The following is a 22,827-nucleotide window of genomic DNA, read 5'->3' on the forward strand; positions in this document are numbered from 1 at the left end:
ACGATGCCTTCCGCATGCAGCGCGACCCCGCCGACAGCTACCGGTTCGTCGTCGACACCCTCATCAACGGCCTGCAGGCCGAGGCCGCCACCGGCCGACCCGGCACCGCGCCGCTCCACGCCGGGGAGAAACCGTGACCCGGGCCGCCGGCTCCCCCAACCCCGCCGGCGCCGCCCCGGTGACCCGTGCGCGGTGCGCCCCCGGCTGGCCGCCGGGCCCGCTCTCACCGTGTGCGCCAGTCCGGCCGGAGCCGGACCCCGGCTCCTGGGGACCGGTTCAGGTCTCCTCGGCGGATTCGGGACCAGTGCCGATGGTGTAGACGTCCTTCACCTTCATCTCGGTCAGACCGCGGCCCTCGGTGAAGACCGTGCGCCAGTCACCGATGACGTGGAGTTCATCCGTGCCCTGGACACTGACCACCGTCAGACCCTCGTCGTGGGCCTTGTACGCCCGCCACCACAGGTTCGCGAAAGCCTGGCTGCGGATGATGTGCATCCAGTCGGTGCGGTGCAGCTCCCGGTTGTACGCCGACTCCCCCATCGTCGAGACGAACTTCGAGTACATCGCCTTCAGATATGCCTCCGTGAGCGTGTCGTTCCCGGCGATCGCCTTGTCGCGGGCTTCCTTGAGGACGGTGCGGAAGCTTTCCAGCAGCCCTTCCGTGCAACCGGATGTCCAGGACTCGTGGATCCGAGGGGGGTCGCACAGACCGTACCTGGGGCCCGACAGGCGCAGCAGCAGGCGGAGTGTGGGCTCGGTGACCCACAGCGGGCCCGGCTCGTCCCGGCTGCCGATCGGGTTCGGCAGCATCGCGCCGTGGTCCCAGGCGGGCGGGGTGATGAGGTAGGCGCCGGCCCGGCGGCGATCGTGGTGGGGGCTGGTGGAGTGCTCGAGCCGGCCGAGGGGGAGGTGGGTCTTCATGGCCGACAGGTAGTAGGCGTTGACGTCGAGTGTGGTCACCTTGTGGGTGCCGGGCGGGAGTTCGGGCCGTGTCCATCCGGGGCGGGCTTCCCAGATCTGGTCGGGGCCGCGGCTTGTCTGCTTGTGGAGGATCTCGGGCAGCCACGGGTGCGCGACGATGTCGTACCGCCCGCCTTTTCGGCACTCGTCGAGGAGGGTCATCGCGTCCGGGATCGCCCGCCGCACAAGTGCTGCCTGTGCGGCTGCGGCATCGCCTCCGTGTGCGGCCAGGGAGGCCGCGACGGCTTCGCCGATCACGTCCCGGCGCTCGGAGGCCGCCTGCGCCCGGCCGCCCCGGGAGACGACCTTCATGCCCTGTCCGAAGCTGCGTACTTCGCGGTGCCCGGTCCCCGGAGCGGTTCGGGCCGTGTGCCCTGGTGTCTCGCCGGCCGGTTCGGGACGGGTGCCGGTCAGCGGCGCGGGGGTGCGTGCGGCGGCGCGGGCGCACTCGGCCTGGTCCAGGTGCTGGGGGAAGCCTTCGATCTGTTCTGTGGCGGGCCGGCCGCACAGGATGCACGGTCCGGTCGTGTCCGGCGGCTCGTCTTCCTGTGGGTGTGCGGGGGTGGGGGTGGGGGTGGGGGGTGTTCCGGCGGGGTCAGGCGGGGGCGGCTTCGGGTGCCGGGGCTGGCCGGCGGGGGTGACCTGGCCGGCGGCCGGTGCGGGGAGGCGGGAGGTGCCGGAAGAGCGGCGGCGTTCGGGGGGAAGGGCTTCGCATGCCGCGGTCGGGCCGGCCAGCAGCTGCAGTACGTTCATTCCGTAGTGGGCGGCCAGGGCGTCGCAGTCGGCCAGGGTCCAGGAGGTCCGGCCGAGCTGGCGGCGGGAGACTTTGGGCTGGGTCAGCCCGATCCCGGCTGCGAGATCGGTCTTTGATTCCCCGGCAGCGTGCATCAGGGCTGCGACGGTGAGACGCAGCGTCTCCTCCGTGGATGTCGTCACGCCCGCAAACCCTAGCCGCTTCATCTGTTTATTGCATGGACGGAGCGTTTTCTGTCGCCTCCGGGGCCGCCCAGAGCGCCGCTGCGCGCCCGCGGAGATGCGTCCGGGGCCTGTCAGGTTCCGCGGCGGCCGCCCGGGAGCCCCCGGGATCCGAATCGGGCCGCCGGCCGGGCCGGCCGGGCCGGGGTGTCAGGCGGCGAATCCCACGGAGGTGACGTACTCGTATTTTCCCCACTGGGAGCCGAGGCTGACGATCTGGTCGGTCCAGGCGTCGTCGAGGGCCTGCGGGTCCGTTCTGGTCCAGGCGTCGATGATGGCGTCCCAGGTGCGGATGTTGAGCCTGCGGTATTCCAGGACGCGCTGGCGGGGAAGGGGGACGCTGCTCTGGTCGAGGGGGTGGATCTCCACCCGGGTCCCGCCGCCCGCGTTGAGGCGCCTGAGGAGGTGGCGGGCGACGTTGTGACGGCGCAGCGTCCGGTAGGCGGCCTCGATCCTGGCCAGGTTCGCCCTGTTGGGGCGCTGCGTTCCGGCCAGCCACGCCTTCCGGGTGCGGGGGGTGACGGTGATGCCCGCTGCGCGCATGGCGTCGTGGCCGGCGGCCGAACGGGTGAGGTAGCGCAGGCGGGCGGACAGGCCCCGGGAGGAGGTGACAGGGGAGGCGATGTAGCCGGCGAGGGCGTCGAGGACGCGGGCCGCGGCTTCGCTGCCGCGTTCGCCTCTGGCACCGTAGTGTCCGAAGTCGTGTGTCCTGTCGGGCATGCGGGCTTCTTACCGGCGGCCGGCGCGGAGAGTGCGGACGTCTTTTGCTTTCGCCTGTGCCACGTCGCGGCCTTCCGTGAATACCTGTCGCCGGTCGCCGGCGGTGTGGAGTCCGCCGGTTCCCACGGCCCGCAGAACGGCGAGTCCGGCTGGGTGCGCTTTATGGGATTTGAGCCAGGACACGAACTCAGAATACATGGATTTCACGTATTCCAGGGCGACTTCGCCTTCTTCGGCGCCCGTTCTTTCACGGGCCTCGCGCAGGGGCCGGCGGAATTGCCCGGAGAGCTGTTCCGCCGGACCCGGTGGCCGGTGGCCGGTGACGCGGGGTGCGGACACCCCGTGCGCCGTGCGGGCGACGGGGCGGGACCGGGGGGGTGCCGGGGTGCCGGGGTGCCGGGGTGCCGGTGAGGAGGGTCCGGGCGGGGGCGGAAAGGCTCACATCCGCCAGTCGCCTGCGATCTTCAGCAGGCGGTCGTTCTGCCCGGGGGTGCCGACGGTGATGCGTACTCCCTCGTCGCCGAAGGGGCGCACCATGACTCCTGCCGCCTCGCATGCGGCGGCGAAGGCCGGTGTGCGGGTGCCCAGGCGCAGCCAGACGAAGTTGGCCTGGCTGTCGGGGACGGTCCAGCCCGCGGCGCGCAGCGCACGGGTGACGCGGGTCCGTTCGGCCACCAGGGTCCGGACCCGCTCCAGGAGTTCGGGGCCGGCGTTCAGCGAGGCGCGTGCGGCGGCCTGGGCGAGTCCGCTGACGCCGAACGGCACGGTGCAGGCGCGCAGTGCGGCGGCGACCGGGGGGTGGGCGACCGCGTAGCCGACGCGCAGCCGTGCCAGCCCGTAGGCCTTGGAGAAGGTGCGGAGCACGGCGACGTTGGGGCGGTCGCGGTAGCGGGTGATGCCGTCGGGGACGTCGGGGTCGTCGGCGAACTCGCGGTAGGCCTCGTCGAGGACGACCAGGACGTGGGCGGGGACCCGGTCGAGGAAGCGGTCGAGTCCGGTGCCGTCAACGGCTGTGCCGGTGGGGTTGTTGGGGTTGCACACGAGGATCAGGCGGGTGCGGTCGGTGACGGCGTCGGCCATGGCGTGCAGGTCGTGGCGTTCCTCGCGCAGCGGGATCTGCACGGGGGTTGCCCCGGTGGCCCAGACGAGCTGCGGGTAGGCCTCGAACGAGCGCCAGGCGAAGAGCACTTCGTCGCCTTCGCCGGCTGCGGCGCGCAGCAGGTCCCGGGTGACGCCGAGGGATCCGGTGCCGGGTACGAGGTGTTCGGGGGGTACCGCGAGGGCGGTGGACAGCTGGGTGACCAGTTCGCTGCTGGCCGGGTCGGGATAGCGGTTGACGCGCCCGAGTTCTTCGAGCATCGCGGCGCGGACCGACGGGAGCGGGGGGTAGGGGTTCTCGTTCGAGGACAGTTTGTCCACCAGGTCGCTGGGGGCGGGCCGGCCGGGGATGTAGCGGGGCAGGCCGGTGACGTCGGCGCGTAGCCGGGGGGCCGGTGCAGGGGGCATCGGGGGCTTCCTGGGCGGAGAGGGGGCGGGGTCCGGGCCGGGGCGGGGGCGGGGGCGGGGGCGGGGGTGGGGGTGGGGGTGGGGCGGGGGTGGGGCGGGGGTGGGGCGGGGGTGGGGCGGGGCGGGGCCGGGGGCCGGGGGGGGGCGGGGGGGGGCCCCCCCCCCCGGGGGGGGGGGGGCCCCCCGCCCCCCCGGGGGCGCGCCGGGGGGGGGGCGCCCCCCCCCCCCCCCCCCCCCCCCCCGGCCCCCGCCCCCCCCCCCCCCCCCCCCGGCCGGGGGGGGGGGGCGCGGGGGCGGGGGGGGGGGGGCCGGCCGGCGCGCCGTCGCCTGTGGTGCGGGCGGCCGCCGGGGCCGGCGGGGCCGGCGCGTGGGCGGGTCAGCCGAGGGCCTCGGCGGGTGCGTTCTCCTCCTCGCCGACCGCGGTCTGCACTCCCGCCCCGGCGAAGTCCTCCAGGAAGGTGGGGAAGGACAGCCGGACGTCCTCGAAGCCGGAGAACCGGTTCGCGGACTGCATCCGCAGGCCTGCCAGGAACAGCGACATGAAGATGCGGTGGTCGCCCCAGCTGGACAGGGTCACCCCGCCGGGGTAGGTGCGGGCGCCGCGGACCTCGAAGCCGTCGCAGATGCCGTCGTCGTACAGGACGTCGATGTCCACGCCGGCGCGGGTGAGCTCGGCGGCCATGGCCTCGATGCGTGAGGCCTTGTGGAAGCGGGTCAGGCGTCCTCCGGTCACCCGCAGGCTGCCCTGTACGTAGGCGCCGAGGGCGGCGAGGGTGGGCACGATGTTGGGGCAGTCCCGCACGTCCACCTCGAAGTGGCCGCGCAGGCTGCCGGGCGGGTTGTCGACGGTCAGCAGCGAGGCGTCACGGTCGAAGGTGACGTTCACGCCGAGCTGCTGGAGGATCGGGACGATCGCGAACTCGCCCTGCATGCTGTCGCCGTAGGCGTTGCTGAGGACGGTGCGGCCCGGGAAGAGAGCGGCGGCGGCCAGCAGGTAGGAGGCCGAGGTGTAGTCCTCGTGGATGGTGATGTCCTGGGCCTGGTAGACGGAGGGCTCCACCTGGTAGTGGCGCAGGTCGTCCGAGGCCGAGACCTTGATGCCCGCGTCGGTCAGGCTGGCCAGCGTCTGGCGGATGTAGGACTTGGAGTAGACCTCGCCGCTCACCTCGATCTCCACCGGGCCCTCGGCCAGCGGTGCGGCGAACAGGACGGCGGTGATGAACTGGGAGCTGATGTCGCCGGGCAGGCGGCAGGTGCCGCCCTTGAGGCCGCGTCCCCAGTTGACGACCGGGGCCTTGTTCTCGCTGACGATCGACTCGATGTCCGCGCCGAGTTCGCGCAGCGCCTGCAGCAGGGGTTCCATCACACGGTTGCGCAGGGTGGCGTCACCGGTGACCACGACCGGTGAGGGCTGTACGGAGGCCAGGGCCGTCACGATGCGGAAGACCAGGCCCGAGCCGCGGGACTGGATGACGCGTCCGATGCGCGGGAAGGTCCCTCCGATGCCCTGGATCTCCAGGTGTCCGTCGTGCTCGGTGATCGTGGCGCCGAAGGCGCGGCAGGCGTTCTTCATGGTCTCCGTCTCGTCGCAGCGGAGATCGTTGAAGATCCGTGACGTGCCCTCGGCCAGGGTGGCGGTCAGAATGGCCCGTTGCGTCTCCGGTTTCGAGGAGGGGATGCGGAACGTTCCAGAGAAAGAATCGATCGGGGCGACCTTCAGCAGCATCGTCGTATCTCCCGTTTCCCGTCATTCGCCGTGTGATACCTGTGGATGCGATGTCGCTCGGCCGTCCGGGCCGGCGATAGGTGCGGAGTGAGATCGTGCGGCCCCTTCGCCCGGGGGTTTCGGTGCCGGGCGGCGGTGCGCCGGCTGTTTCCCGGCGCGCTGCGGCCTTTCCGGAGAGAGGGCCGGAGGGGGGTGGGGCACGGTAGGAATTCTGTGTCGCGTGCGGCGGCCGGGCAATAGGTCCATCTGCCCATGGAATTGTGCGGTGCGGGCCGGTCCGGGTGTTCCCCGGTGCCGGGTCCGCGGTCTTTTCCGTTCAGGCCAGGAGGCGGAAGGACCGGTCGTAATAGACCATGGGGGTCCGGGTGCTCTCGCCCAGGCGGGCGCCGGCCACCCGGCCGATGAGGATGGTGTGGTCGCCGGCCGGGTGGCGGGCGTGCGTCTCGCAGTCCAGTTCGACGAGGGCGCCCGCCACGGCCGGCAGGCCGCCGGGGGTGCGGGACAGGCCGCCGGAGGCGAACTTGTCGGCGCCCTTGGTCGCGAACTGCTGGGCCAGCGGCTGGTGTTCGGGGCTCAGCACGCTCACCGCGAAGCGGCCGCAGGAGGCGAACGCCGTGTAGGAGTCGGCCGAGTTGGCCAGGCACACCAGGATCAGCGGCGGGTGCATGGACACCGAGCAGAAGGAGCTCGCCGTGAAGCCGCGCGGCACTCCGTCGCCGCCCAGGGTCGTGACCACCACGACCCCGGCCGCGAACCGGGCCATCGCCGCCCGGAAGTCCTCGGAGCCCGCCCGCCGTACCGTCTGCGTCGCCTCCGTCATGGCCTACCACCACCTGTCCCGCGAGATTCGGTCCGGTTTCGGGGCCCGGATGCAGGGCCGTGTCCCCGCTGTGCGCGGGCACCGGTGGTGTCCGCGGGGCGGGGGTGTGCCGTCCCGTCGCCGGTGGCCCGGTGCCGGCGGCAGGGGCGGTCCCGGACGGTTCCCCGGACGGTTCCCCGGACGGTTTCCCGGACGGTTTCCCGGCGCGCACGGCAGCCCTTCCCGGGCGGCGGGGGCACGCCAGGAATTCTGTGTCCGGTGCGGCGTGCGGGCAATAGGTCCATCTGCCCATGGAATTGTGCGGGGCGGGGCGGCGGGTGCCCGTGGAACGCGGCTGTGGCGCGTGGCGGGGAGAGGTCCAAAACGCGGCTGCCGTCCGGGGCGGGGGCTGCCGGGACTTAGGTCCTATTCTGGCCGGGCCGCTGCCGTGCGAGGCTGAGTCAGCGCGTTCGGCGTGCCGGGACCGTTTCCGTGAATTCGGGCCGGGTTTCGTTCTCCGGGTTTTCCGGAAAGGCCCGCCGGCGCCGCCGTCAACCGGCCGCCCGGCCGGGCATGTCCATCCATTTTTGTGAACCGTGAGGACGGCAGCCATGTCCGGCGCAATCCTGTACCTGAACCGCTGGCCCCTGTACGAGGACGAGCGGCGCTGGGAGAACCGGCTCGCCGCTCCCGAGATCATCTTCGGTGCGGAGGCCGGCCGCGTCACGTACGTCTGTGACGAGGGCGGCCTCAGCTCGGTGCCCGACGGCGCGCAACGGGTCCATGTCGTGCCGGACTTCGGCGACCTGGACGGCGTCCTGCGGGTCGTGGACGCCGTCGTGCGTGACGAGGGCCCCTTCGAGCACGTGATCGGGTTCTCCGAGTTCCTGCTGGATCTCGCGGCGGTGCTGCGCGAGCGCTACGGCATCCCGGGCCCGGGCTCCACGCAGACCGCCCGGTTCCGTGACAAGACCGTCATGAAGGAGACGCTGTCGCGGGCGGGCATCCGGGTGCCGCGGTGGGCGCCGTGCCGCACCGGGGAGCAGGTCCTGGCGGCGGCCGGGGAGTTCGGCTACCCGGTGATCGTCAAGCCGGTGCGGGGGGCGGCCAGCCAGGGTGTGCACAAGATCGCCTCGGCCGGCGAGCTGCGGGCGCTGTGCGCGGGGCAGAGCCTGCACGACCTGGAGGTCGAGGAGTTCGTGCAGGGGGAGATCCTGCACGTCGACGGTGTCCTGGACGCCGCGGGCAAACCGCTGTTCCTGTGCACCTCGCGCTATGTCGCCACCTGCCTGGACTTCGAGGTCCTGGGCGAGCCGCTCGGTTCCGTCTTCCAGACCGATCCCGCGGTCCGTGACCGCTGCGAGGACTTCGCCGTGCGCTGCCTGGCCGCGCTCGGGCTGCGGAGCTCCGCCTTCCACCTCGAGCTCTTCGACACCGGCCGGGAGCTGGTGTTCCTGGAGGTCGGTGCCCGGGTGCCGGGCGCCGACGTGTCGTACGTCATCCACGACGTGCACGGCGTGAACATGTTCCGGCTGTGGGTCGACGTGCTGCTCGGGCGGCCGGTGGACCTGCCCGTCTTCGACCCGGAGCTGAGCGGCGGCTGGCTGATGGTGCCGGGGCCCAGGCCGCTGCCCCAGAAGGTCACCGCCGCGACCCCGCTGCTGGGTGAGGTTCCCTACCTGTACCGGGAGCTGGTGCCCAGGGAGGGCGAGGTTCTTCTCTCGCGTCCCGGCTCGTACGCCACCGTCCAGGGCGGCCGCTTCCTTTTCCGGGGCGGCGGCCAGGAGCAGATCGAGGCGGCCGTGCGCCAGGCGCGGGCGCAGTACCGCCTGACGACGGAGCCTGTCATGTAGGGCGCCTTTCGTGCAGGGCGCCTGTCGTGCAGGGCGCCTGCCGTGCAGGGGCGCCTTTCGCCGTCGTGTGCCATCCGCAACCGAACCGACGAGTCTGTGGAGGAAGACATGGCCCAGCTGAACCATGCGGAGCTGGTCGACAAGAAGTTCGTGCTGTTCGCCGAGGGGTGCTTCGGGCTCTTCACGAGCAAGATCGGTGCCTCGCTGCTGCGCTACCGCGGGGACCGCTGCGTCGCCGTGATCGACAGCCGCAAGGCCGGCCAGACCGTGCAGGACGTCCTCGGCTACGGCGGGCCGATCCCGATCGTCAGCCGCGTCGAGCAGGCTCTGCACCTGCACCCCGAAGTCATGATCATCGGTAAGGGGCTGCACTCCGCCGAACTGCCCTCCGGCTGGAAGCCGCACCTGCTCGCGGCCGTCGGCAGCGGCCTGCACATCATCAACTCGATCCACTACCGGCTCACCGACGACGCGGACATCGCCCGTGCCGTGCGGGACAGGGGCGTCACCGTCTGGGAGACCAAGGACGCCCCGAAGGCGCCGCTGAACAAGGCCCGCGTGCTGGACCTGGACGCCTGGATCATCCACACGTGCGGCAGCGACTGCAACATCGGCAAGAAGACCACCGGCCTGGAGATCTGGAACGAGGCCAACCGGCGCGGCATCCCCACCGGGTTCGCCGCCACCGGCCAGTCCGGGATTCTGATCTCCGGCCACGGCGTCGCGGTCGACGGGGTGGCCGGCGACTTCATGGGCGGCGCCGTGGAGCAGGTCGTGATGGAGGCCGCCGCCGGCAACGAATGGGTCGTGGTCGAGGGGCAGGCCGGCCTCAACCACATCCAGGGCAGCGGTGTCGCGCTGACCATCCTGCACAGCGCCCTGCCGCACGCCCTGGTCTTCTGCCACCGCCTGGGTGCCGAGCGCACCAAGGTCTGGGAGACGCCCATCCCCCCGATCGCCGAGATCATCCGGATGAACGAGGAGCTCAGCGGCATCCTGCGGCCCGCCAAGGTCACCGCCATCAGCGTCAACAGCGTCGGTTTCAGCGACGAGGACTACCGCCGCGAGGCCGAGAAGCTGGAGGCCGACACCGGACTGCCCGTCGTCGACCCGATCCGTGAGGGCAGCGCCGCCCGGCTCGTGGACATCCTGCGCGCCCACCAGCTCGAGACCGCCCACCAGTTCGAGACCGCCCGCCAGCAGCCGGCCCGCCTGCGCTGACAGGGGGCGGGCCCGCACCCCGGAGGAGATGCACAGATGAACAGAGCGGTCCTGCTCCTCATGCACCAGGGCAAGTCCTACACCGAGGAGGCCGCCGCGGCCGCCGCCGGGCTCGGCCTGTCCCTGGTCGCCGTCAGCTCCCGGCCCAAGACGCCGCAGGCACTCAAGGAGAGCCTGCGCCACCTGGCGGACTGCGTGGTCACCGAGGAACCCGAACTGCACTTCGGCGACGTCGAGAAGGCCGTGCGTGAACTGGCCGACCGCGGCTACCGCGTCGAGGCCGCCCTCGCCAGTTTCGAGGGCTACCGGCTCCTGATGGCCGAGCTCAACCAGCAGCTGGGCGCGCGCGACAGCGCCGCGCCCGCACTGCGCCTGTGCCTGGACAAGTACGCACTGCGCCGGCACCTGTTCGCCGAGGGGCTCAGCGAGGTCCGCGTGCACCGGCTCGCCCCCGGGGCGCTGCCCGAACTCGACCCCGGTGCCCGCTGGTTCGTCAAGCCGGTGCGCGGTGCCGCGTCCTTCGCGGCCTTCGTCCTGGAGGACACCGACGACCTCGCCGACCTGCCCGCGATCCAGGAGCAGATGCGCGCCGACCGCTCCATGAAGGCGATCTTCATGGACCGCTACGACTTCCTCGCCGAGGAGTACGTCGAGGGACCGGAGTTCAGCTTCGAGACGTTCGTCCTGGACGGACGCGTCCACCACCTGTGCGTCCACGAGAAGGCCCGCGTGGAGCGCCTGGAACGCACCACCCTGGAGGGGATGTCGGTCAGCCCGCCCGTCAGCCTCGGCCGTGAACTCGTCCTCGAGGGAGCCGACTTCGTCACCCGCTGCCTGCAGTCGCTGCAAGAGCACGGGCTGAGCGCCGGCGCCTTCCACATCGAGGCCAAGTACTGGGAGTCCAAGAAGCGCTGGGAGATCATCGAGATCAACCCGCGGATGGGCGGCAGTCTCATCGACCCCAGCGTCCGCACCGTCACCGGGCTGTCCTTCTTCGACCTGTGGACCGAGGCCCTGCTGCTGCCCGGCGGCCGCCAGGACGCCTTCCACGACCGGCTCACCCGCGCCTCCCAGCTGGAGGCGCTGCGCACCGGCACGCCCACCCCGGCGACCGTGTTCCTCAGCAAGTACGGCCGCAAGGGGCGCACCGTCGACGCGATCGGCTTCGACCCGCCCACCCGGCCGCCCCGGATCCTGCGCGTCCACGTGGCCGAAGGAACCCGGCTCGAGGACTCCGACCGGGCGATCTGCCTGATGGACGCCCTGTGGGACGTGTCGGTGGACGACCTCGAGGCCGAGACCGACTTCCTCGAACGGCACGCGGAGGAACACTTCCACGTCCGCTACCGCTGACCGCCCCCGCATTTTTCCGTGAACACCCCCCTGCACGCCCCCTGCACATCCCCTCTGCCGAGAAGGAGAACGCGATGAACCGCGTACAGAACACCGGGATCGCCCACCCCAAGCCGTTCTACGACGCGGAGCAGAGCCGGCTGAAGAAGGCCGAGCTCGACCGCTACCTGGACAAGAAGATGGCGGAGTGGAAGGCCACCGTCCCCTTCGCGTCCCACCTGAGCGAGCCCTCCCTCCACCAGGCGTACTACCGCCGCACCCTCATCGAGCACGTGTGGCGGATCCGGCTGTCCCGGGTCAGCCAGTCCAAGGCCATCTACAAGATCGCCCAGGTCTCGCCGCGGGCCGCCCGCGACTACGCGCAGTACCAGGCCGACGAGATGCTCCACGACAGGCTGTACATCGGTGACGCCGCGGCCGCCGGCGTCACCGAGGAGGAGATCCTCGCCACCGAGCCCTACCTCTCCACCCGCCTGTTCGAGGGCTTCTTCTACTACACCCTGGAGCACGAGTCGGCCCTCGCCCCGGTCGTCTCCAACTACCTGGTGGAGTACACGCAGGTCAAGCTCCAGCCGGCCATCGTGGACAACCTCCAGGAGCAGCTCGGCAAGGAGAGCGTCAAGGGGCAGGCCGCCCACCTGCACGTCGACACCACCGAGGACCACTCCCAGGAGATGTGGGACATCCTCCACCAGCTGATCTTCAGCGAGGAGGACTTCCAGAAGGTGTTCAAGTACATCGACGACGTCCAGGACATCCTCGCGATGTTCTTCCGGGAGATCTACGAGGACACCGTCGCCCGGCACGCGCAGAACGCCGCGTGAACGGCGCGTCCCCGGCCCGCGCCGGCCGCCGGACCGCCACGCGGGGCCCCGGCCGCGGCGCCGGCCGGCGGCGCCCCTGAACCGGCACGGGTCCGGCGGCCGCGCCCGCCCGACCGGCACAGGTCCGGCGGGCCGCGGCCGCCCGACCGCCACGGGTCCGGCGGGCCGCGGCCGCCGGGCGGACCCCGCACCAGCTCCCCGCCGCCCGCCAGAAAGGAACCCCGCGCATGTCCACGCCCACCGACACGTTCGTCAAGGAGTACCGCGAGAACGGCTTCGCGGTCGCCGAACGTCTCTTCGGCCCGAGCGAAGTGGCCGAGCTGAACGCCGCCATCACCCAGATCCTGGACGTCGCCGACATCGGCTCCGTCGCCGAGGTGGAGCCGGGCGACGGCGGCACGGCCCGCCGCATCTGGTCACCCACCAGGCAGCACCCCGCGTTCGAGCAGGCCGCCGCCCACCCCCGGCTCCTCGACCACGTCGAGGCCCTCATCGGCCCCGACATCCTCTTCCACTACAGCAAGCTCCACCTCAAGGCCCCGCACGTGGGCAGCGTCGTGGACTGGCACCAGGACTTCGCCTACTACCCCCACACCAACACCGACCTGGTCACCGCCCTCGTCTACCTCGACGACACCACCACCGAGAACTCCGCGCTCCAGGCCGTCCCCGGCTCCCACCATCACGGCCTGGCCGACCACTACGTCGACGGCTACTTCCGCGGGAAGGTCACCGGCGCCGGCGCCCCCGACCCGGCCCTCGCCGTGCCCATCGAGGCACCCGCCGGCAGCGTGGTCTTCATCCACTGCCTGCTCCTGCACTACTCCTCCCCGAACCGCTCCGACCGCTACCGCCGCGCCTTCCTGCCCGCCTACCGCGCGGCCGACGCCTACCCGGTCCACTTCGGCCCGCACGCCGGCCACAACGAGGCCGGCGTGAAACTGCTGCGCGGCAGCGTGTCGGACACGGCACGGGTGGAGGCCGGAACATGGCGCCTCCCGCTCGCCGAACGCCCCTTCGGCTCCCTCTTCCAGCTCCAGGAGGGCGCCGGCAAGGCCACGGCCGCGGCGGCCACCGGGTACGCCACCCTCCAGGAGACGACGTGACAGCCCCGTGAGCACCCCGCACGTGACGGTCGTCCGCGCCTGCCTGCGAAACGGCGCGGGCGGCAGCCCCACGGCCGTCGTCGTGGAGGCGGACACGGACGGCCCGCCCCCACACGACGACGAGCGGCGCCGGATCCCCGCCGCACACAACACCTCGCACGCCGTGTTCATACGGCACACCGGCGACGCGGTGGAACTGCGCTTCTTCACCGCGGAAGGAGAACTGCCCGCCTGCGGTCACGGCACGGTCGCCGCCCTGGCCCTCCTCGCCGCACGGCACACCGGCACCGGCCCCTACCGGACCGCCCTGCGCGCCGCAGGACGCGTCTTCGACGGGCGGGCCGAACGGGCCGGCGAACTGGTCACCGCCGTCTTCGACCCCGGACCCGTCACCCTGCGCGAACCCACCGCCCAGGAACGCACCCTCGTGCTCGCGGCCCTCGGCCTCACCCCGGCCGGGACCGGGCCGGACGTCCGCATCGCCGGCGTGGGCCGCGAGCGCGTCCTGGTGCCGGTCCCCACCCGGGCCGCGCTCGCCGCGCTGCGCCCGGACCTCGGCCGCCTCCAAGCAGCCTGCGACCGGTCCGGCCTGCTCGGCGCGTACGTCCACTCGGCCCCCTCGCCCCAGGGCAGGCTCGCGGCCCGGATGTTCGCCCCCTCCATCGGCGTCCCCGAAGACCTCGCCAACGCCAACAGCACGGCCTGTCTCGTCGCGCACCTGGCCGGCCGGGGCATCCGCCGGATCACCGCCGACATGGGCGACGCCCTCGACAGCCCCGCCACCATCACCGCCACGGCGGGACCGGACCTGCGGGTCGAACTCGGCGGCACCGCACGCATCCTGACCCCCCGGCAACCCGCCCGACAGCCCCTGTGACGCCGCTACGGATCCGGGGCGCGGCGGATCCCTGCCCGGCAGCCGGGCAGGCGGGACGGCGGGTGGCGGGCCGAGCGCCGGGGGGCGGATGACGGGTGCTGGCTGCCGGGTGGCGGATGACGGATGACGGGTGGCTTCCTGTACGGCTCTGACGCGTGCGGCCCCTGCCGGCCGTCGCGCGCAGCCTGCCCGGCGGCGCGCCCGGTTCCCGCAGCCGGCGGATGACAGCCGGCACCCGGCCCGCACCCGCGGTCCCCGAACACCCTGAACGGCCCCGCCCCGCGGCACCGGAGGCGACGAGGCCGAACCCGGCCCCGGCCCCGGCAACCGCACAGGGTCCCCGGCGACGGGCCTCTCGCCCACAGCCATGACGAAGCGTGCGGACGGGTACCGGTCCGCAGGACGGCGAGAGCGACGGCGGCCTCCAAGGCACACCGGTCCACCCGCAGAATCCTGTACGCGTGGCGGGACAACGCGTGGCGGGACGGGACAACGCGTGGCGGGACAGCGGCCGTGTGACGGCGCGTGGGGCCGGACAGCGGCCCGAAAGCGGCGTGCGGGTGCCGGCCGGAACAGCGACGGCTTGTGCGACAGCTCCTGCGACGGCTTGTGCGACGGCTCCTGCGACGCCGGCACGGCCGCCGACGCCGATGCCGGCGGCCCTGCCGGCGGTCACGCGTGCGGCGTGGACTGCCCGGCCGCGGGCGGTCCGGAGGGCGATCGCGACCGCGGCCGTGAAGGCACAGGAAAGCAGGGGAAGGCAGGGGGGACGAGCCGTGGTCCGGCGGGACGGTCATGCCCCGTGCGGGGGGCCGGTCAGGTCCTTGCCCGTGGATCCCCGCTGTGACCGGGCGGGCCGAAGCCCCCCCGGTCACAGCCCGGGTGCGGCGGACAGTCAGGGGTGCCCAGGGCGACCGGGCAGGTCTGCCGACAGCCCGGAGCGGCTTACGAGCGGGCGCCTTCGCCGAGACGGGCCCGGGACGGGAGTGCCCCGGGCGCCGAGGCGGGCGGCGGCTCGCACCGCCGCCGACGCGCTCACGCCGGGAGGCCGGACAGCTCTCCCGCCCTCTGCCCGGCCCGTTCGAGCCGGCGCAGCAGCGGCAGCACACGGGTGTAGAAGATGCGCATCTCGTCACGGGTGGGCCAGCCGGAGAAGATGAACTCGCTGATCCCGGCCGCCTTGTACTCGTAGAGATACGCGGCGACTTCCTCGTAGCTGCCCACCACGCACAGGGCCGGCCCGCCGCGGTATGCCACGGCACCGGAGAACAGCATGGGTGAAAGCCAGCCGGATTCCGCGGTCTCGGCCAGTTCGAAGGACGTCTTGACCGCCACGGAGTCGGAGGAGGCCACGGCCGCCGCGATCCGCTTGCGGTGTTCCTCGTCGGGATCGCCCATCATCTCCGCGAGATCCGCCAGCGCCTGTGCGCGGGTCTCCCTCGCCAGCACGTGCATGCGCGTTCCCACCCGGCCGCCCTGCGCCAGGACGGGCTTGGCCGCAGCGGCCATTCCCTCGGGGGTGTCGCCGTAGCGCAGCCAGCAGTCTCCGTGGTCCACGGCGGTCTGCTGTGCCACCTCCGATGCCCCGCTGATGTATATCTCGGGACGGCCTCCGCCCTTGTAGCCCAGGCCGATCTCCGCGTCCTTGATCCGGTAGTGCTCGCCCTCGTAGGACAGCGGGGCCTGGCCGCGCCAGAGTCCGTGGAGGATGTCCAGGAACTCGTTGGAGCGTGCGTAGCGCTCGTCGTGGGCGAGGAAGTCACCGTAGTACGCCTGCTCGACCGGGGAAGCGCCGGCGACCAGGTTGAGGGATATCCGCCCGTCCGACATCCACGAGACCGTGTTGACCACCTGGGCGAAGAGCGTCGGTGAGAGCAGTCCGGGGCGGTAGGCGAGGAGGAACTTGACGCGCCGGGTCGCGCGGACCAGGGCGCCGAGCATCGGGAGCGGGTCGGGCATGTGGGCGCCGATCCCCATGAGGAGCGAATCCACACCCAGCTGGTCCGCTTCCTGGGCGAATTCGACGATCCCGTCGAAGTCGAGCTGGCCGACCTTGTATTTCCCCGACGCTTTCTGCTGCCCGCTGAGCGGCGAGTTCCAGTGCACCCTCAGCTCATTCGCATCCGGCTGCGGCGGGCCTGACAAACGGCTGGCGTCCAAGATTCCACCTTCCGATCGCTCAAAATCCGACGCCCGGGCCGCAGTACGCGAAAATCAGCCGGCCAGTGAACGGAATCGGTCCTGGCGAATACCCGGGTGGTTCCCGAACATGTTGTTCGCGCTGTCTCAGCCTCGCACGGGATCGGCCCGGTCAGAATAGGACCTAGGTCCCTGCCCGTGCGGTGACGGCGCACGGCACCGGACACGGCCCCGAGGGCTGAGGGCCAGGGGAGTTGGGGGCTGAGAGGTCGGGGGTGGGGGGCTTGAGGGGTGGGGGGCTGAGGGCCGCAGCTCTCCTGCGGACCCCGCGCGGCCGCCCGCACGCGCACCGCGGTTCCCGGCCGGTGCTGCGGCCCGGGCACTCCCCCGCGCACGGCGGTCCCGCCCGCCGGGGCCGCCGCCCGGTTGCGGGGGCGGCGGAAGAGCGCCGCGGGCCGCACCGGCGGGCCCGCGGCAGGAGACGCCGTACGCCGGTGCTGTGCCAGTCCTCAGGCCGGCTGGTGCGCGCGCAGGCGGTCGGACCAGTTCACGACGAGCGGTACGGCCTGGCCGGCGGCGAGGAAGACGGCTCCCATGACGAGCCAGCCCGGCTCGCCCCAGCCGATGCACACCAGGCCGAGCAGCGGCGGGCCGACCGCGTTGGACAGTCCCTGGCCGATGGCGAACAGACCCGAGTACTGGCCCTGTGCGTGCTCCGGGGCGAGACCGAAGGACAGCTCGAACGAGGCGGCGGTGTGCCACAGTTCGCCCACGGTGTGGACGATGACGCCGAGCACGACGACGACCATGGCGACCCATCCGGGTGCACCGCCCGCGACCGCGATGAGAGCAGTGGCCAGGAGGAACGCCGCGCCCGCGCGGCGCACCGTGCGGCCGGCCGCCGCGTTGCTGTCGACGCCGCGGCTGACCCGCACCTGCAGGCAGACCACCAGGGCGGTGTTGACCGCCACGCTCGCACCGACGAACCACCGCGGCGCCTGGGTGTGCCCGATGATCCACAGCGGCAGGGCGAAGATCAGCACCTGGGTCTGGATGGACATGATGCCGTCCAGGACGGTGAGCACCACGTACGGCCTGTCCTTCAGGGCCGGCCAGCGGCCGCTCTCCGCCGGGGCCTTGACCGGCGGCACGGACGGGACGCGGGAGGCGACGGCCGCGGAGAGAAGGAACAGGACGGCGGTGCCCAGGATGAGGCCCACGTACGCGGTCCTGGTGTCCAGCTGGACGACGACGCCGGCCGCCAGGGCTCCGCAGCCGAGGGCGATGTTGTTGAGGGCGCGCAGGTAGGAGCGGTAGCGGGTGGGGCTGGGGGCGCCCAGGGCGCGGGTCAGCGGGCCGCGGGCGGCGGTGCCGGCCGAGACGGCGAGCTCGGCCACGCACAGGAACACGATCAGCGAGGGGACGGAGCGCACGAACACCAGCCCCGCCACGGCCAGGGCCTGCACGACGACCGCGAGCCGGAAGACCTCGCGCGGGCCGCGCCGGTCGGCCAGCCGGCCCACGGGGACGCCGGCCGCGAGCCCGATCAGGGCGGCGGCGCCCAGGGCGAGTCCGACCTGGGCGACCGGGAGGCCCACGGAGCGGGTGAAGAACAGCGCGGCCCCGGAGATGAACAGGCCCTTGCCGATCTGGTTGACGAACGTCGCGGCGGCGAAGGCCCGTTTGGGGCTCGTCTCGGGTATGAGGCCGCGGGCCACCAGCCAGGCCGGTAACCCTCCTGCGGTGCTCTTCTCGGCCGGCGTCCCGATCTCGCTGTGCCGGCGCTGCATCCTGGTGTCCAACGGACTGTCCCTCCGACTCTGGGTGATGACGTGCGCTCAGGTGCTCTCCGGCCGGAAAGACCGTCCGCGCCGTGCGACTGCCGGGTGCTCCCCCGCCCGGGGGGCGCGCCGCCCGGCACGCCGCCCGGTGCGCTGCCCGGCACGGTGCCCGGCACGGTGCGACGGGCACCGGCACCGGCCAGGCGGGCGGGCCTGCCGGGGGGCCGGCGCCGGGTCCAGGCGGACCTGCCGGGGGGCGCCGGCGCCGGGTTCAGGCGGACCTGTGGCGGGCGCCGCCCTCGACGTGGATCGTCTCGCCGGAGACGAAGCCCGCGCGCAGGAGCCACATCACCGCCTCGACGACGTCCTCGCTCTCGCCGTGGCGTCCGACGAGGGACGCGTCCGCGCTCTTGCTCAGCAGGGCGGCCTTCCTGTCCCCCAGGCGGTCCCATGCGCCCGAGTCCACGACACCCGGCGAGACGGCGTTGACCCGGACCGGTGCCAGATCCGCCGCCAGGTGGCGGGCGGCGAACTCGACCGCGCCGTTGGTGACGCCCTTGACGAGCGATCCGGGCCCGGGGCGCCAGCCGACCACGCCGGAGAACAGCACCATCGACCCGGTCGGCCGCAGGACGGGCGCGAAGTGCTTGGCCACCAGCATCGGGCCGACCACCTTCGCCGTGAACGCGGCCAGCAGCCTGTCCCGGTCCAGTTCGGCAGCGCGGACGTCGTGCGGGGCCGAACCGGTCGTCACGATGTGGTCGACTCCGTCCTCCAGAAGCCGCGCCGCGGCCGCGAGCGTCGACTCGTCCTGCAGGTCCACCCGCAGCGCCGTGGCGCCGATCTCGCCCGCCAGCGCACCGGCCGCGGCACGGTCACGGGCACCGACGACGACGTCGTACCCGTCCTTGGCCGCACGCCTCGCGACGGCCGCGCCCAGCGCCCGCGCGCCTCCGATGACCAGGATCCGTTCCATGCGCCCCGACTCCTTCTTCCGTAGGACCGGAACTCACGGTATGGTTTTGATACCGGTATCTACAACGAAACTGGGAGCGGGCGATGGGCAAGGCGTACAACGTGATGGCAGCGACCTGCCCGAGCCGCACGGTGCTGCACCGCATCGGCGCGCGCTGGACCGTGTTCGTCGTCAACGCCCTCGCCGACGGCCCCCGCCGCTTCACCGAACTCAAGGGACACATCCGGGGCATCACCCCGAAGGCGCTGACCGAGACCCTGCGCTCCCTGGAAGCCGACGGCCTTGTCAGCCGCCGCGACTACGACGAGAACCCGCCCCGCGTCGAGTACGCCCTCACGCCGCTGGGCCGCTCCCTGCTCGTCCCGCTGCGCGCCGTACGGCTCTGGGCCGAGCAGCATGTCCCGGACATCGAGGCAGCCCGCTCCCGCCAGCCGGTCTCCTGACCCATGCGCCGGCGGCCTGCCGCGGCCCCCGACCCGGGGGCCGCGGCAGGCCGCCGGGGTCCGGACAGGTTCCCCACGGACCGTCACCCGGCGCCCCTGCACACCGGCGGGTCCGGCACGCGCCCCGCGTCCGCCCCGTCCCGCCGGGCACGGACGCACCGCCTTGAACCGTGCCGCCGGACACGGCGCCCCCTTGCCCGGCCGGCAACGGCGCAGCGGCCGCAGCCGCAGCCGCAGCCGCAGCCGCAGCCGCAGCCGCAGGGACAACGGCCCCACGGTCCGCGGCGGGAGCGGGCCCCGGCCAGGAGCCCCAGGCCCGGCAGGCGGCAGGGCGGCAGGGCGGCAGGGCGGGAACCCTGTTTCTCCGGCCGGGGGAACGGCGGTGCGTGCGGGCCGGGCTGCCGTTGCCGGACCCGCGCCGGTGTGGCGGCTGCCCTGCCGCGTGCCGCGAGCCGCCCCGGGTCCCCGGCCCGGCAGAGCCACCGCCGGATGCGCGTCGCCCCGGCGCTCCGGCCCGCGGCCGGCAGGCTCCACCGCCCCGTTGCGCAGCGGAGCGGGACCCAAGAGGCCTGCCCCCCAAGGCAGGAGCGTGCCCGCGGCGGCCGGGACGCAGGCCGTGCCGGGCCGCCCGGCCGGCGCCGGGTGCCCAAAGCCGCCCGCCGCGCTGCCGGCTGACGGGCCGTCGTCCGCTCCGGCGCCGCCGACGAGCCGCCGCCGGCCTGTCCGCCGCCGGGCGGGACATCCCCGGCGCACATGCCGTGCTCCTGCCCCGGCTACCGTCGGAAGGACTCATGGCACCACGCACCGCCCGCACCCCCGCGTGCCCGTCCGAAGGACCCCGATGACCGCACACGACCAGCCGGCCCCGGCCTTCGCCCGCGCCCAGGACGGCACCGTCCTGGCCTACCAGCACCGCGGGCAGGGACCGCAGCTGGTGCTGCTCGCCGGGCAGGCCAACGACCACCACTGGTGGGACGGCGTGCGCGAGGACTTCCACACCGTGCGCTCCACCCTCACCCTGGACATGCGCGGCACGGGCGACAGCGGCAAGCCCGAGGGGCCCTACTCCACCGAGCAGTTCGCGGACGACGTCGTCGCGGTCCTGGACACGCTCGGCATCGCACGCGCCGACGTGTACGGAACCTCGATGGGCGGCCGGGTCGCGCAGTGGCTCGCGATCCGCCACCCCGGGCGGGTGGGCCGGCTGGTCCTGGGCTGCACCTCCCCGGGCGGCCCCTACGCGGTGGAACGCGACGCCTCGGTACGGCGGCTGCTCGCACAGCCCGACCCGCAGGCCGTACGCCGGGTCCTGGCCGACCTGATGTACACGCCCGCCTGGCGGGCCGCGCACCCCGGCCCCTACCGCACGCTCGGCGACCCGCGGATGCCCGCCCACGCACGCCGCGGCCACCTCGTCGCCAGCAACGAGCACAACGCCTGGAGCGAACTGCCGCGCATCACGGCACCCACCCTCGTCCTCCACGGCGGCCAGGACCGGCTGACCCCGCCGGACAACCTCCCCCTGCTCGCCTCCCGCATCCCCGGCGCCCGCACCCGCCTCTTCCCGGACGCCCGCCACGCCTACTTCGAGGAATGCCGCAACGAGGCCGGGGACCTGGTGCGCAGATTCCTCACCGAACAGGACTGACAGCGAACGCCGCCGCCCTCTTGGGTATGCCGGGGAGTTTGGGGAACGGGTGTCGCTCAGCGTCGGGAACGCCTTGGACTGAGGTGCGTGGGTGTCAGTGAGTTTCGGCAACACCCGGGGCCTTGCGGTGGCTGGACCAAGACCTTCACCGACCCCGGCTCTGCACAGCCATCGTCGACCGGCTCACCTTCAACGGCACGATCACCGAAACCCGCACCGGCTCCTACCGCCTCGCCCAGTCCCGAGCCAGAGCCGAACACGCAGCCGCGACCTGAGCCGACGTCCACCCATCGGGGTGCCTCACGTTGCGGCCGCCGCTCCTTGCAGGGCGGCTGCCGCGCCATGGGTGATGGGATCACCGTGCCCGAAGAGCACGGTCTCGACGTCCAGCCCGGTGAGCCGATGCAGTGACTCGACGGCCCGGGGGCGGTCGGTGTTGAAGACACCCAGCGCGGTCCGGCCGACGTTGGCGACCGCGTCGCCGGTGAACAGCACCCTCGGCCCGGGCAAGTGCAGGGCGATCGACCCGTCCGTGTGACCCGGCACCGCGACCACCACCGCACCGCCACCGAACGCCAGCACATCCCCGCCCTCCACCTCCCGGTCCACCCGGCACGGCGGAGCCGGCGGAAGCGGCGGAAGCGCCGCCCGGATCGGTACCTCGAAATCCTCCAGTACTGGCGGCGCCCCGGCCGAATTTCCCCGGATCACCGGTGCCTCCAGCCGATGCGCCACCACCTCCGCACCGTGCCGGGCACCCAGTTCAGCGGCTGAGCCCGTGTGGTCCTCGTGCCAGTGCGTCAGCACGATCCGCCGCAGTTCGCCGTCCATCACCCCATCGATCCGCGCGGCGCAGTCCGCCGTCCCGGTGTCGGTCAGAGTCAGCGCGTCATCGTCCCGCCACAGATAAGCCGCCCCCACCGGGAAGCGGAGCATGAACAGCCTCGGCAGTACCTCGATGACATCCATGCCCCCAGCCTGCGCGACCGCCCTGGCAGCCATACGGTCGTTCGCTGACGGCTCACAACGGTCCAACCCACCGAAAGACACCCTGCAGCGGACCGCGATACAGCCTCCCGCCAGCCCCGCAGCGTTGCTGAAACTCACCGACATCTCTGCCGCCGAGCGCCCTCAAACGTTCCCGCAACCCACCGTCACGCGTTGCCGCTTCCCATCGACACAATCACCCCCTCCTCCTCACCGGCCGAAGCACACCACGGGACCCCCGGATCCGGCCCGGCCGCACCAAGAACACGGTCCACAGACACGGTCCACACCGGCAGCGGCCGACGAGGGACACCGGCCGGCCGGTGCCGGCCGCGTCCAGCAGGCCCCCCGGGCACGGGGACGCAGGCCCCCCGGGCACGGGGACGCAGGCCCGATCCGGCCCCCGGCCGCACCCGTCCGCCTCTGTCCGCACCCGGCCGCACCCGGCCGCACCCGGCAATCCGGCCGCGGAGGAACGCCCCCTCGGGACCGGCCCCTTCTGCTCCTCTCGCGGCGCAGGGCGCGTAAGCGCGGGGCGGAGCGGGAGCCGGGGTGCACGGGATCCGGCAACGGACCCGGACCGCCCCGGGTTCTGTGAGGGTGCGGCAGGACCGTGCCCCGGGCCGGGAGACCGGTCCCGCAGGCCGCCGGGCAACCCGCCTCCCGCACGGGAGACACGAAGAGGCACGAAGAGGCACGAAGAGGCACGGAACACCGCCGGGCCGCCGGGACCGCCGGGCCGTGCGCCTTCACCGCCGCCCGTCCGGACCGGGCGACCGGGCGACCGGGCGACCGGGCGACCGGGCGACCGGGCGACCGGGCGACCGGGCGACCGGGCATGCCCGTGCGGGCCGCTCAGGAAGCGAGGAGGCCGGTGTGCTGGGCGTAGAGGGCGGCCTGGGTGCGGTCGGCGGCGCCGGTCTTGAAGTAGAT

General features: G+C 73.1%; 18 protein-coding genes and 1 pseudogene. 10 read left to right on the forward strand and 9 right to left on the reverse strand.

Translation table 11 applies throughout. The features are described 5' to 3' along the window. Positions 1-276: 276 nt before the first annotated feature. The 5 genes from ACIQVL_RS49910 to ACIQVL_RS49930 all read right to left on the reverse strand — a co-directional run bounded on the left by ACIQVL_RS49910 (position 277) and on the right by ACIQVL_RS49930 (position 6,707). Complete coding sequence (locus ACIQVL_RS49910) at positions 277-1,848, reverse strand: transcriptional regulator (protein WP_403479092.1); 1,572 nt, start codon at positions 1,846-1,848, stop codon at positions 277-279. Between the two features lie 237 nt (positions 1,849-2,085). Continuing rightward, on the reverse strand, positions 2,086-2,655 hold the full coding sequence (locus ACIQVL_RS49915; RefSeq protein WP_403479073.1) for a transcriptional regulator: 570 nt from the start codon (positions 2,653-2,655) through the stop codon (positions 2,086-2,088). Between the two features lie 438 nt (positions 2,656-3,093). Beyond that, complete coding sequence (locus tag ACIQVL_RS49920; protein WP_403479074.1) at positions 3,094-4,161, reverse strand: histidinol-phosphate transaminase; 1,068 nt, start codon at positions 4,159-4,161, stop codon at positions 3,094-3,096. Positions 4,162-4,537: 376 nt separating this feature from the next. After that, positions 4,538-5,887: a 3-phosphoshikimate 1-carboxyvinyltransferase gene (gene aroA, locus ACIQVL_RS49925; protein WP_403445107.1), complete on the reverse strand. Its 1,350-nt coding sequence runs from the start codon at positions 5,885-5,887 to the stop codon at positions 4,538-4,540. Positions 5,888-6,203: 316 nt separating this feature from the next. Next, positions 6,204-6,707: a flavin reductase family protein gene (locus ACIQVL_RS49930; protein WP_403445110.1), complete on the reverse strand. Its 504-nt coding sequence runs from the start codon at positions 6,705-6,707 to the stop codon at positions 6,204-6,206. Positions 6,708-7,297: 590 nt separating this feature from the next. Between ACIQVL_RS49930 and ACIQVL_RS49935 the strand changes: the two genes are divergently transcribed. From ACIQVL_RS49935 to ACIQVL_RS49960, 6 genes are all read left to right on the forward strand, one after another. Further along, complete coding sequence (locus ACIQVL_RS49935) at positions 7,298-8,539, forward strand: acetyl-CoA carboxylase biotin carboxylase subunit family protein (RefSeq protein ID WP_403445113.1); 1,242 nt, start codon at positions 7,298-7,300, stop codon at positions 8,537-8,539. Positions 8,540-8,647: 108 nt separating this feature from the next. Then, positions 8,648-9,760, forward strand: a complete 1,113-nt coding sequence (locus ACIQVL_RS49940; RefSeq protein ID WP_403445116.1) for a DUF1611 domain-containing protein — start codon at positions 8,648-8,650, stop codon at positions 9,758-9,760. A gap of 36 nt (positions 9,761-9,796) precedes the next feature. Next, a complete protein-coding gene (locus ACIQVL_RS49945; protein WP_403479075.1) occupies positions 9,797-11,113 on the forward strand; it encodes an acetyl-CoA carboxylase biotin carboxylase subunit family protein in 1,317 nt (438 codons plus the stop codon). Between the two features lie 74 nt (positions 11,114-11,187). Continuing rightward, positions 11,188-11,937: an iron-containing redox enzyme family protein gene (locus ACIQVL_RS49950; protein ID WP_403445122.1), complete on the forward strand. Its 750-nt coding sequence runs from the start codon at positions 11,188-11,190 to the stop codon at positions 11,935-11,937. Between the two features lie 227 nt (positions 11,938-12,164). Then, positions 12,165-13,043 carry a phytanoyl-CoA dioxygenase family protein gene (locus ACIQVL_RS49955; protein WP_403445124.1) on the forward strand — a complete coding sequence of 293 codons (879 nt, stop codon included), beginning with the start codon at positions 12,165-12,167 and terminating at the stop codon, positions 13,041-13,043. Positions 13,044-13,050: 7 nt separating this feature from the next. Next, positions 13,051-13,920, forward strand: coding sequence for a PhzF family phenazine biosynthesis protein (locus tag ACIQVL_RS49960; protein WP_403479076.1), 870 nt, complete (start codon positions 13,051-13,053; stop codon positions 13,918-13,920). A 1,035-nt stretch (positions 13,921-14,955) separates the two neighbouring features. Here ACIQVL_RS49960 and ACIQVL_RS49965 read toward each other — a convergent pair. From ACIQVL_RS49965 to ACIQVL_RS49975, 3 genes are all read right to left on the reverse strand, one after another. Continuing rightward, on the reverse strand, positions 14,956-16,026 hold the full coding sequence (locus tag ACIQVL_RS49965) for an LLM class flavin-dependent oxidoreductase (protein WP_403445131.1): 1,071 nt from the start codon (positions 16,024-16,026) through the stop codon (positions 14,956-14,958). Between the two features lie 542 nt (positions 16,027-16,568). Beyond that, a complete protein-coding gene (locus ACIQVL_RS49970; protein ID WP_403445138.1) occupies positions 16,569-17,861 on the reverse strand; it encodes an MFS transporter in 1,293 nt (430 codons plus the stop codon). 250 nt (positions 17,862-18,111) lie between these two features. Then, the gene (locus ACIQVL_RS49975) at positions 18,112-18,816 is read right to left on the reverse strand and encodes an SDR family oxidoreductase (protein ID WP_403445141.1); all 705 of its coding nucleotides are present in this window, start codon (positions 18,814-18,816) and stop codon (positions 18,112-18,114) included. Between the two features lie 83 nt (positions 18,817-18,899). On the opposite strand from ACIQVL_RS49975, the gene ACIQVL_RS49980 reads away from it, so the two are divergent. From ACIQVL_RS49980 to ACIQVL_RS49990, 3 genes and pseudogenes are all read left to right on the forward strand, one after another. Further along, the gene (locus tag ACIQVL_RS49980) at positions 18,900-19,259 is read left to right on the forward strand and encodes a winged helix-turn-helix transcriptional regulator (RefSeq protein ID WP_403445144.1); all 360 of its coding nucleotides are present in this window, start codon (positions 18,900-18,902) and stop codon (positions 19,257-19,259) included. An 841-nt stretch (positions 19,260-20,100) separates the two neighbouring features. Continuing rightward, on the forward strand, positions 20,101-20,907 hold the full coding sequence (locus tag ACIQVL_RS49985; RefSeq protein ID WP_403445146.1) for an alpha/beta fold hydrolase: 807 nt from the start codon (positions 20,101-20,103) through the stop codon (positions 20,905-20,907). Positions 20,908-21,033: 126 nt separating this feature from the next. Next, positions 21,034-21,182, forward strand: a pseudogene (locus ACIQVL_RS49990) (ATP-binding protein); the annotation flags it as partial. Positions 21,183-21,207: 25 nt separating this feature from the next. Here ACIQVL_RS49990 and ACIQVL_RS49995 read toward each other — a convergent pair. Next, positions 21,208-21,876: an MBL fold metallo-hydrolase gene (locus ACIQVL_RS49995; RefSeq protein ID WP_403479093.1), complete on the reverse strand. Its 669-nt coding sequence runs from the start codon at positions 21,874-21,876 to the stop codon at positions 21,208-21,210. A 759-nt stretch (positions 21,877-22,635) separates the two neighbouring features. On the opposite strand from ACIQVL_RS49995, the gene ACIQVL_RS50000 reads away from it, so the two are divergent. Beyond that, positions 22,636-22,827, forward strand: a 192-nt coding sequence (locus tag ACIQVL_RS50000) for a hypothetical protein (protein ID WP_403479077.1), incomplete at its 3' end; no start/stop codon positions are given.

The organism is Streptomyces sp. NPDC090499, assembly GCF_044769305.1.
GTDB lineage: Bacteria > Actinomycetota > Actinomycetes > Streptomycetales > Streptomycetaceae > Streptomyces.

Bases quoted from the DNA above. Each gene is read 5' to 3' on its own strand.
- ACIQVL_RS49910 (WP_403479092.1), bottom strand. From the start codon at position 1,848: ATGCACGCTGCCGGGGAATCAAAGACCGATCTCGCAGCCGGGATCGGG.
- ACIQVL_RS49915 (WP_403479073.1), bottom strand. From the start codon at position 2,655: ATGCCCGACAGGACACACGACTTCGGACACTACGGTGCCAGAGGCGAA.
- ACIQVL_RS49920 (WP_403479074.1), bottom strand. From the start codon at position 4,161: ATGCCCCCTGCACCGGCCCCCCGGCTACGCGCCGACGTCACCGGCCTG.
- aroA (WP_403445107.1), bottom strand. From the start codon at position 5,887: ATGCTGCTGAAGGTCGCCCCGATCGATTCTTTCTCTGGAACGTTCCGC.
- ACIQVL_RS49930 (WP_403445110.1), bottom strand. From the start codon at position 6,707: ATGACGGAGGCGACGCAGACGGTACGGCGGGCGGGCTCCGAGGACTTC.
- ACIQVL_RS49935 (WP_403445113.1), top strand. From the start codon at position 7,298: ATGTCCGGCGCAATCCTGTACCTGAACCGCTGGCCCCTGTACGAGGAC.
- ACIQVL_RS49940 (WP_403445116.1), top strand. From the start codon at position 8,648: ATGGCCCAGCTGAACCATGCGGAGCTGGTCGACAAGAAGTTCGTGCTG.
- ACIQVL_RS49945 (WP_403479075.1), top strand. From the start codon at position 9,797: ATGAACAGAGCGGTCCTGCTCCTCATGCACCAGGGCAAGTCCTACACC.
- ACIQVL_RS49950 (WP_403445122.1), top strand. From the start codon at position 11,188: ATGAACCGCGTACAGAACACCGGGATCGCCCACCCCAAGCCGTTCTAC.
- ACIQVL_RS49955 (WP_403445124.1), top strand. From the start codon at position 12,165: ATGTCCACGCCCACCGACACGTTCGTCAAGGAGTACCGCGAGAACGGC.
- ACIQVL_RS49975 (WP_403445141.1), bottom strand. From the start codon at position 18,816: ATGGAACGGATCCTGGTCATCGGAGGCGCGCGGGCGCTGGGCGCGGCC.
- ACIQVL_RS49980 (WP_403445144.1), top strand. From the start codon at position 18,900: ATGGGCAAGGCGTACAACGTGATGGCAGCGACCTGCCCGAGCCGCACG.
- ACIQVL_RS49985 (WP_403445146.1), top strand. From the start codon at position 20,101: ATGACCGCACACGACCAGCCGGCCCCGGCCTTCGCCCGCGCCCAGGAC.
- ACIQVL_RS49995 (WP_403479093.1), bottom strand. From the start codon at position 21,876: ATGGATGTCATCGAGGTACTGCCGAGGCTGTTCATGCTCCGCTTCCCG.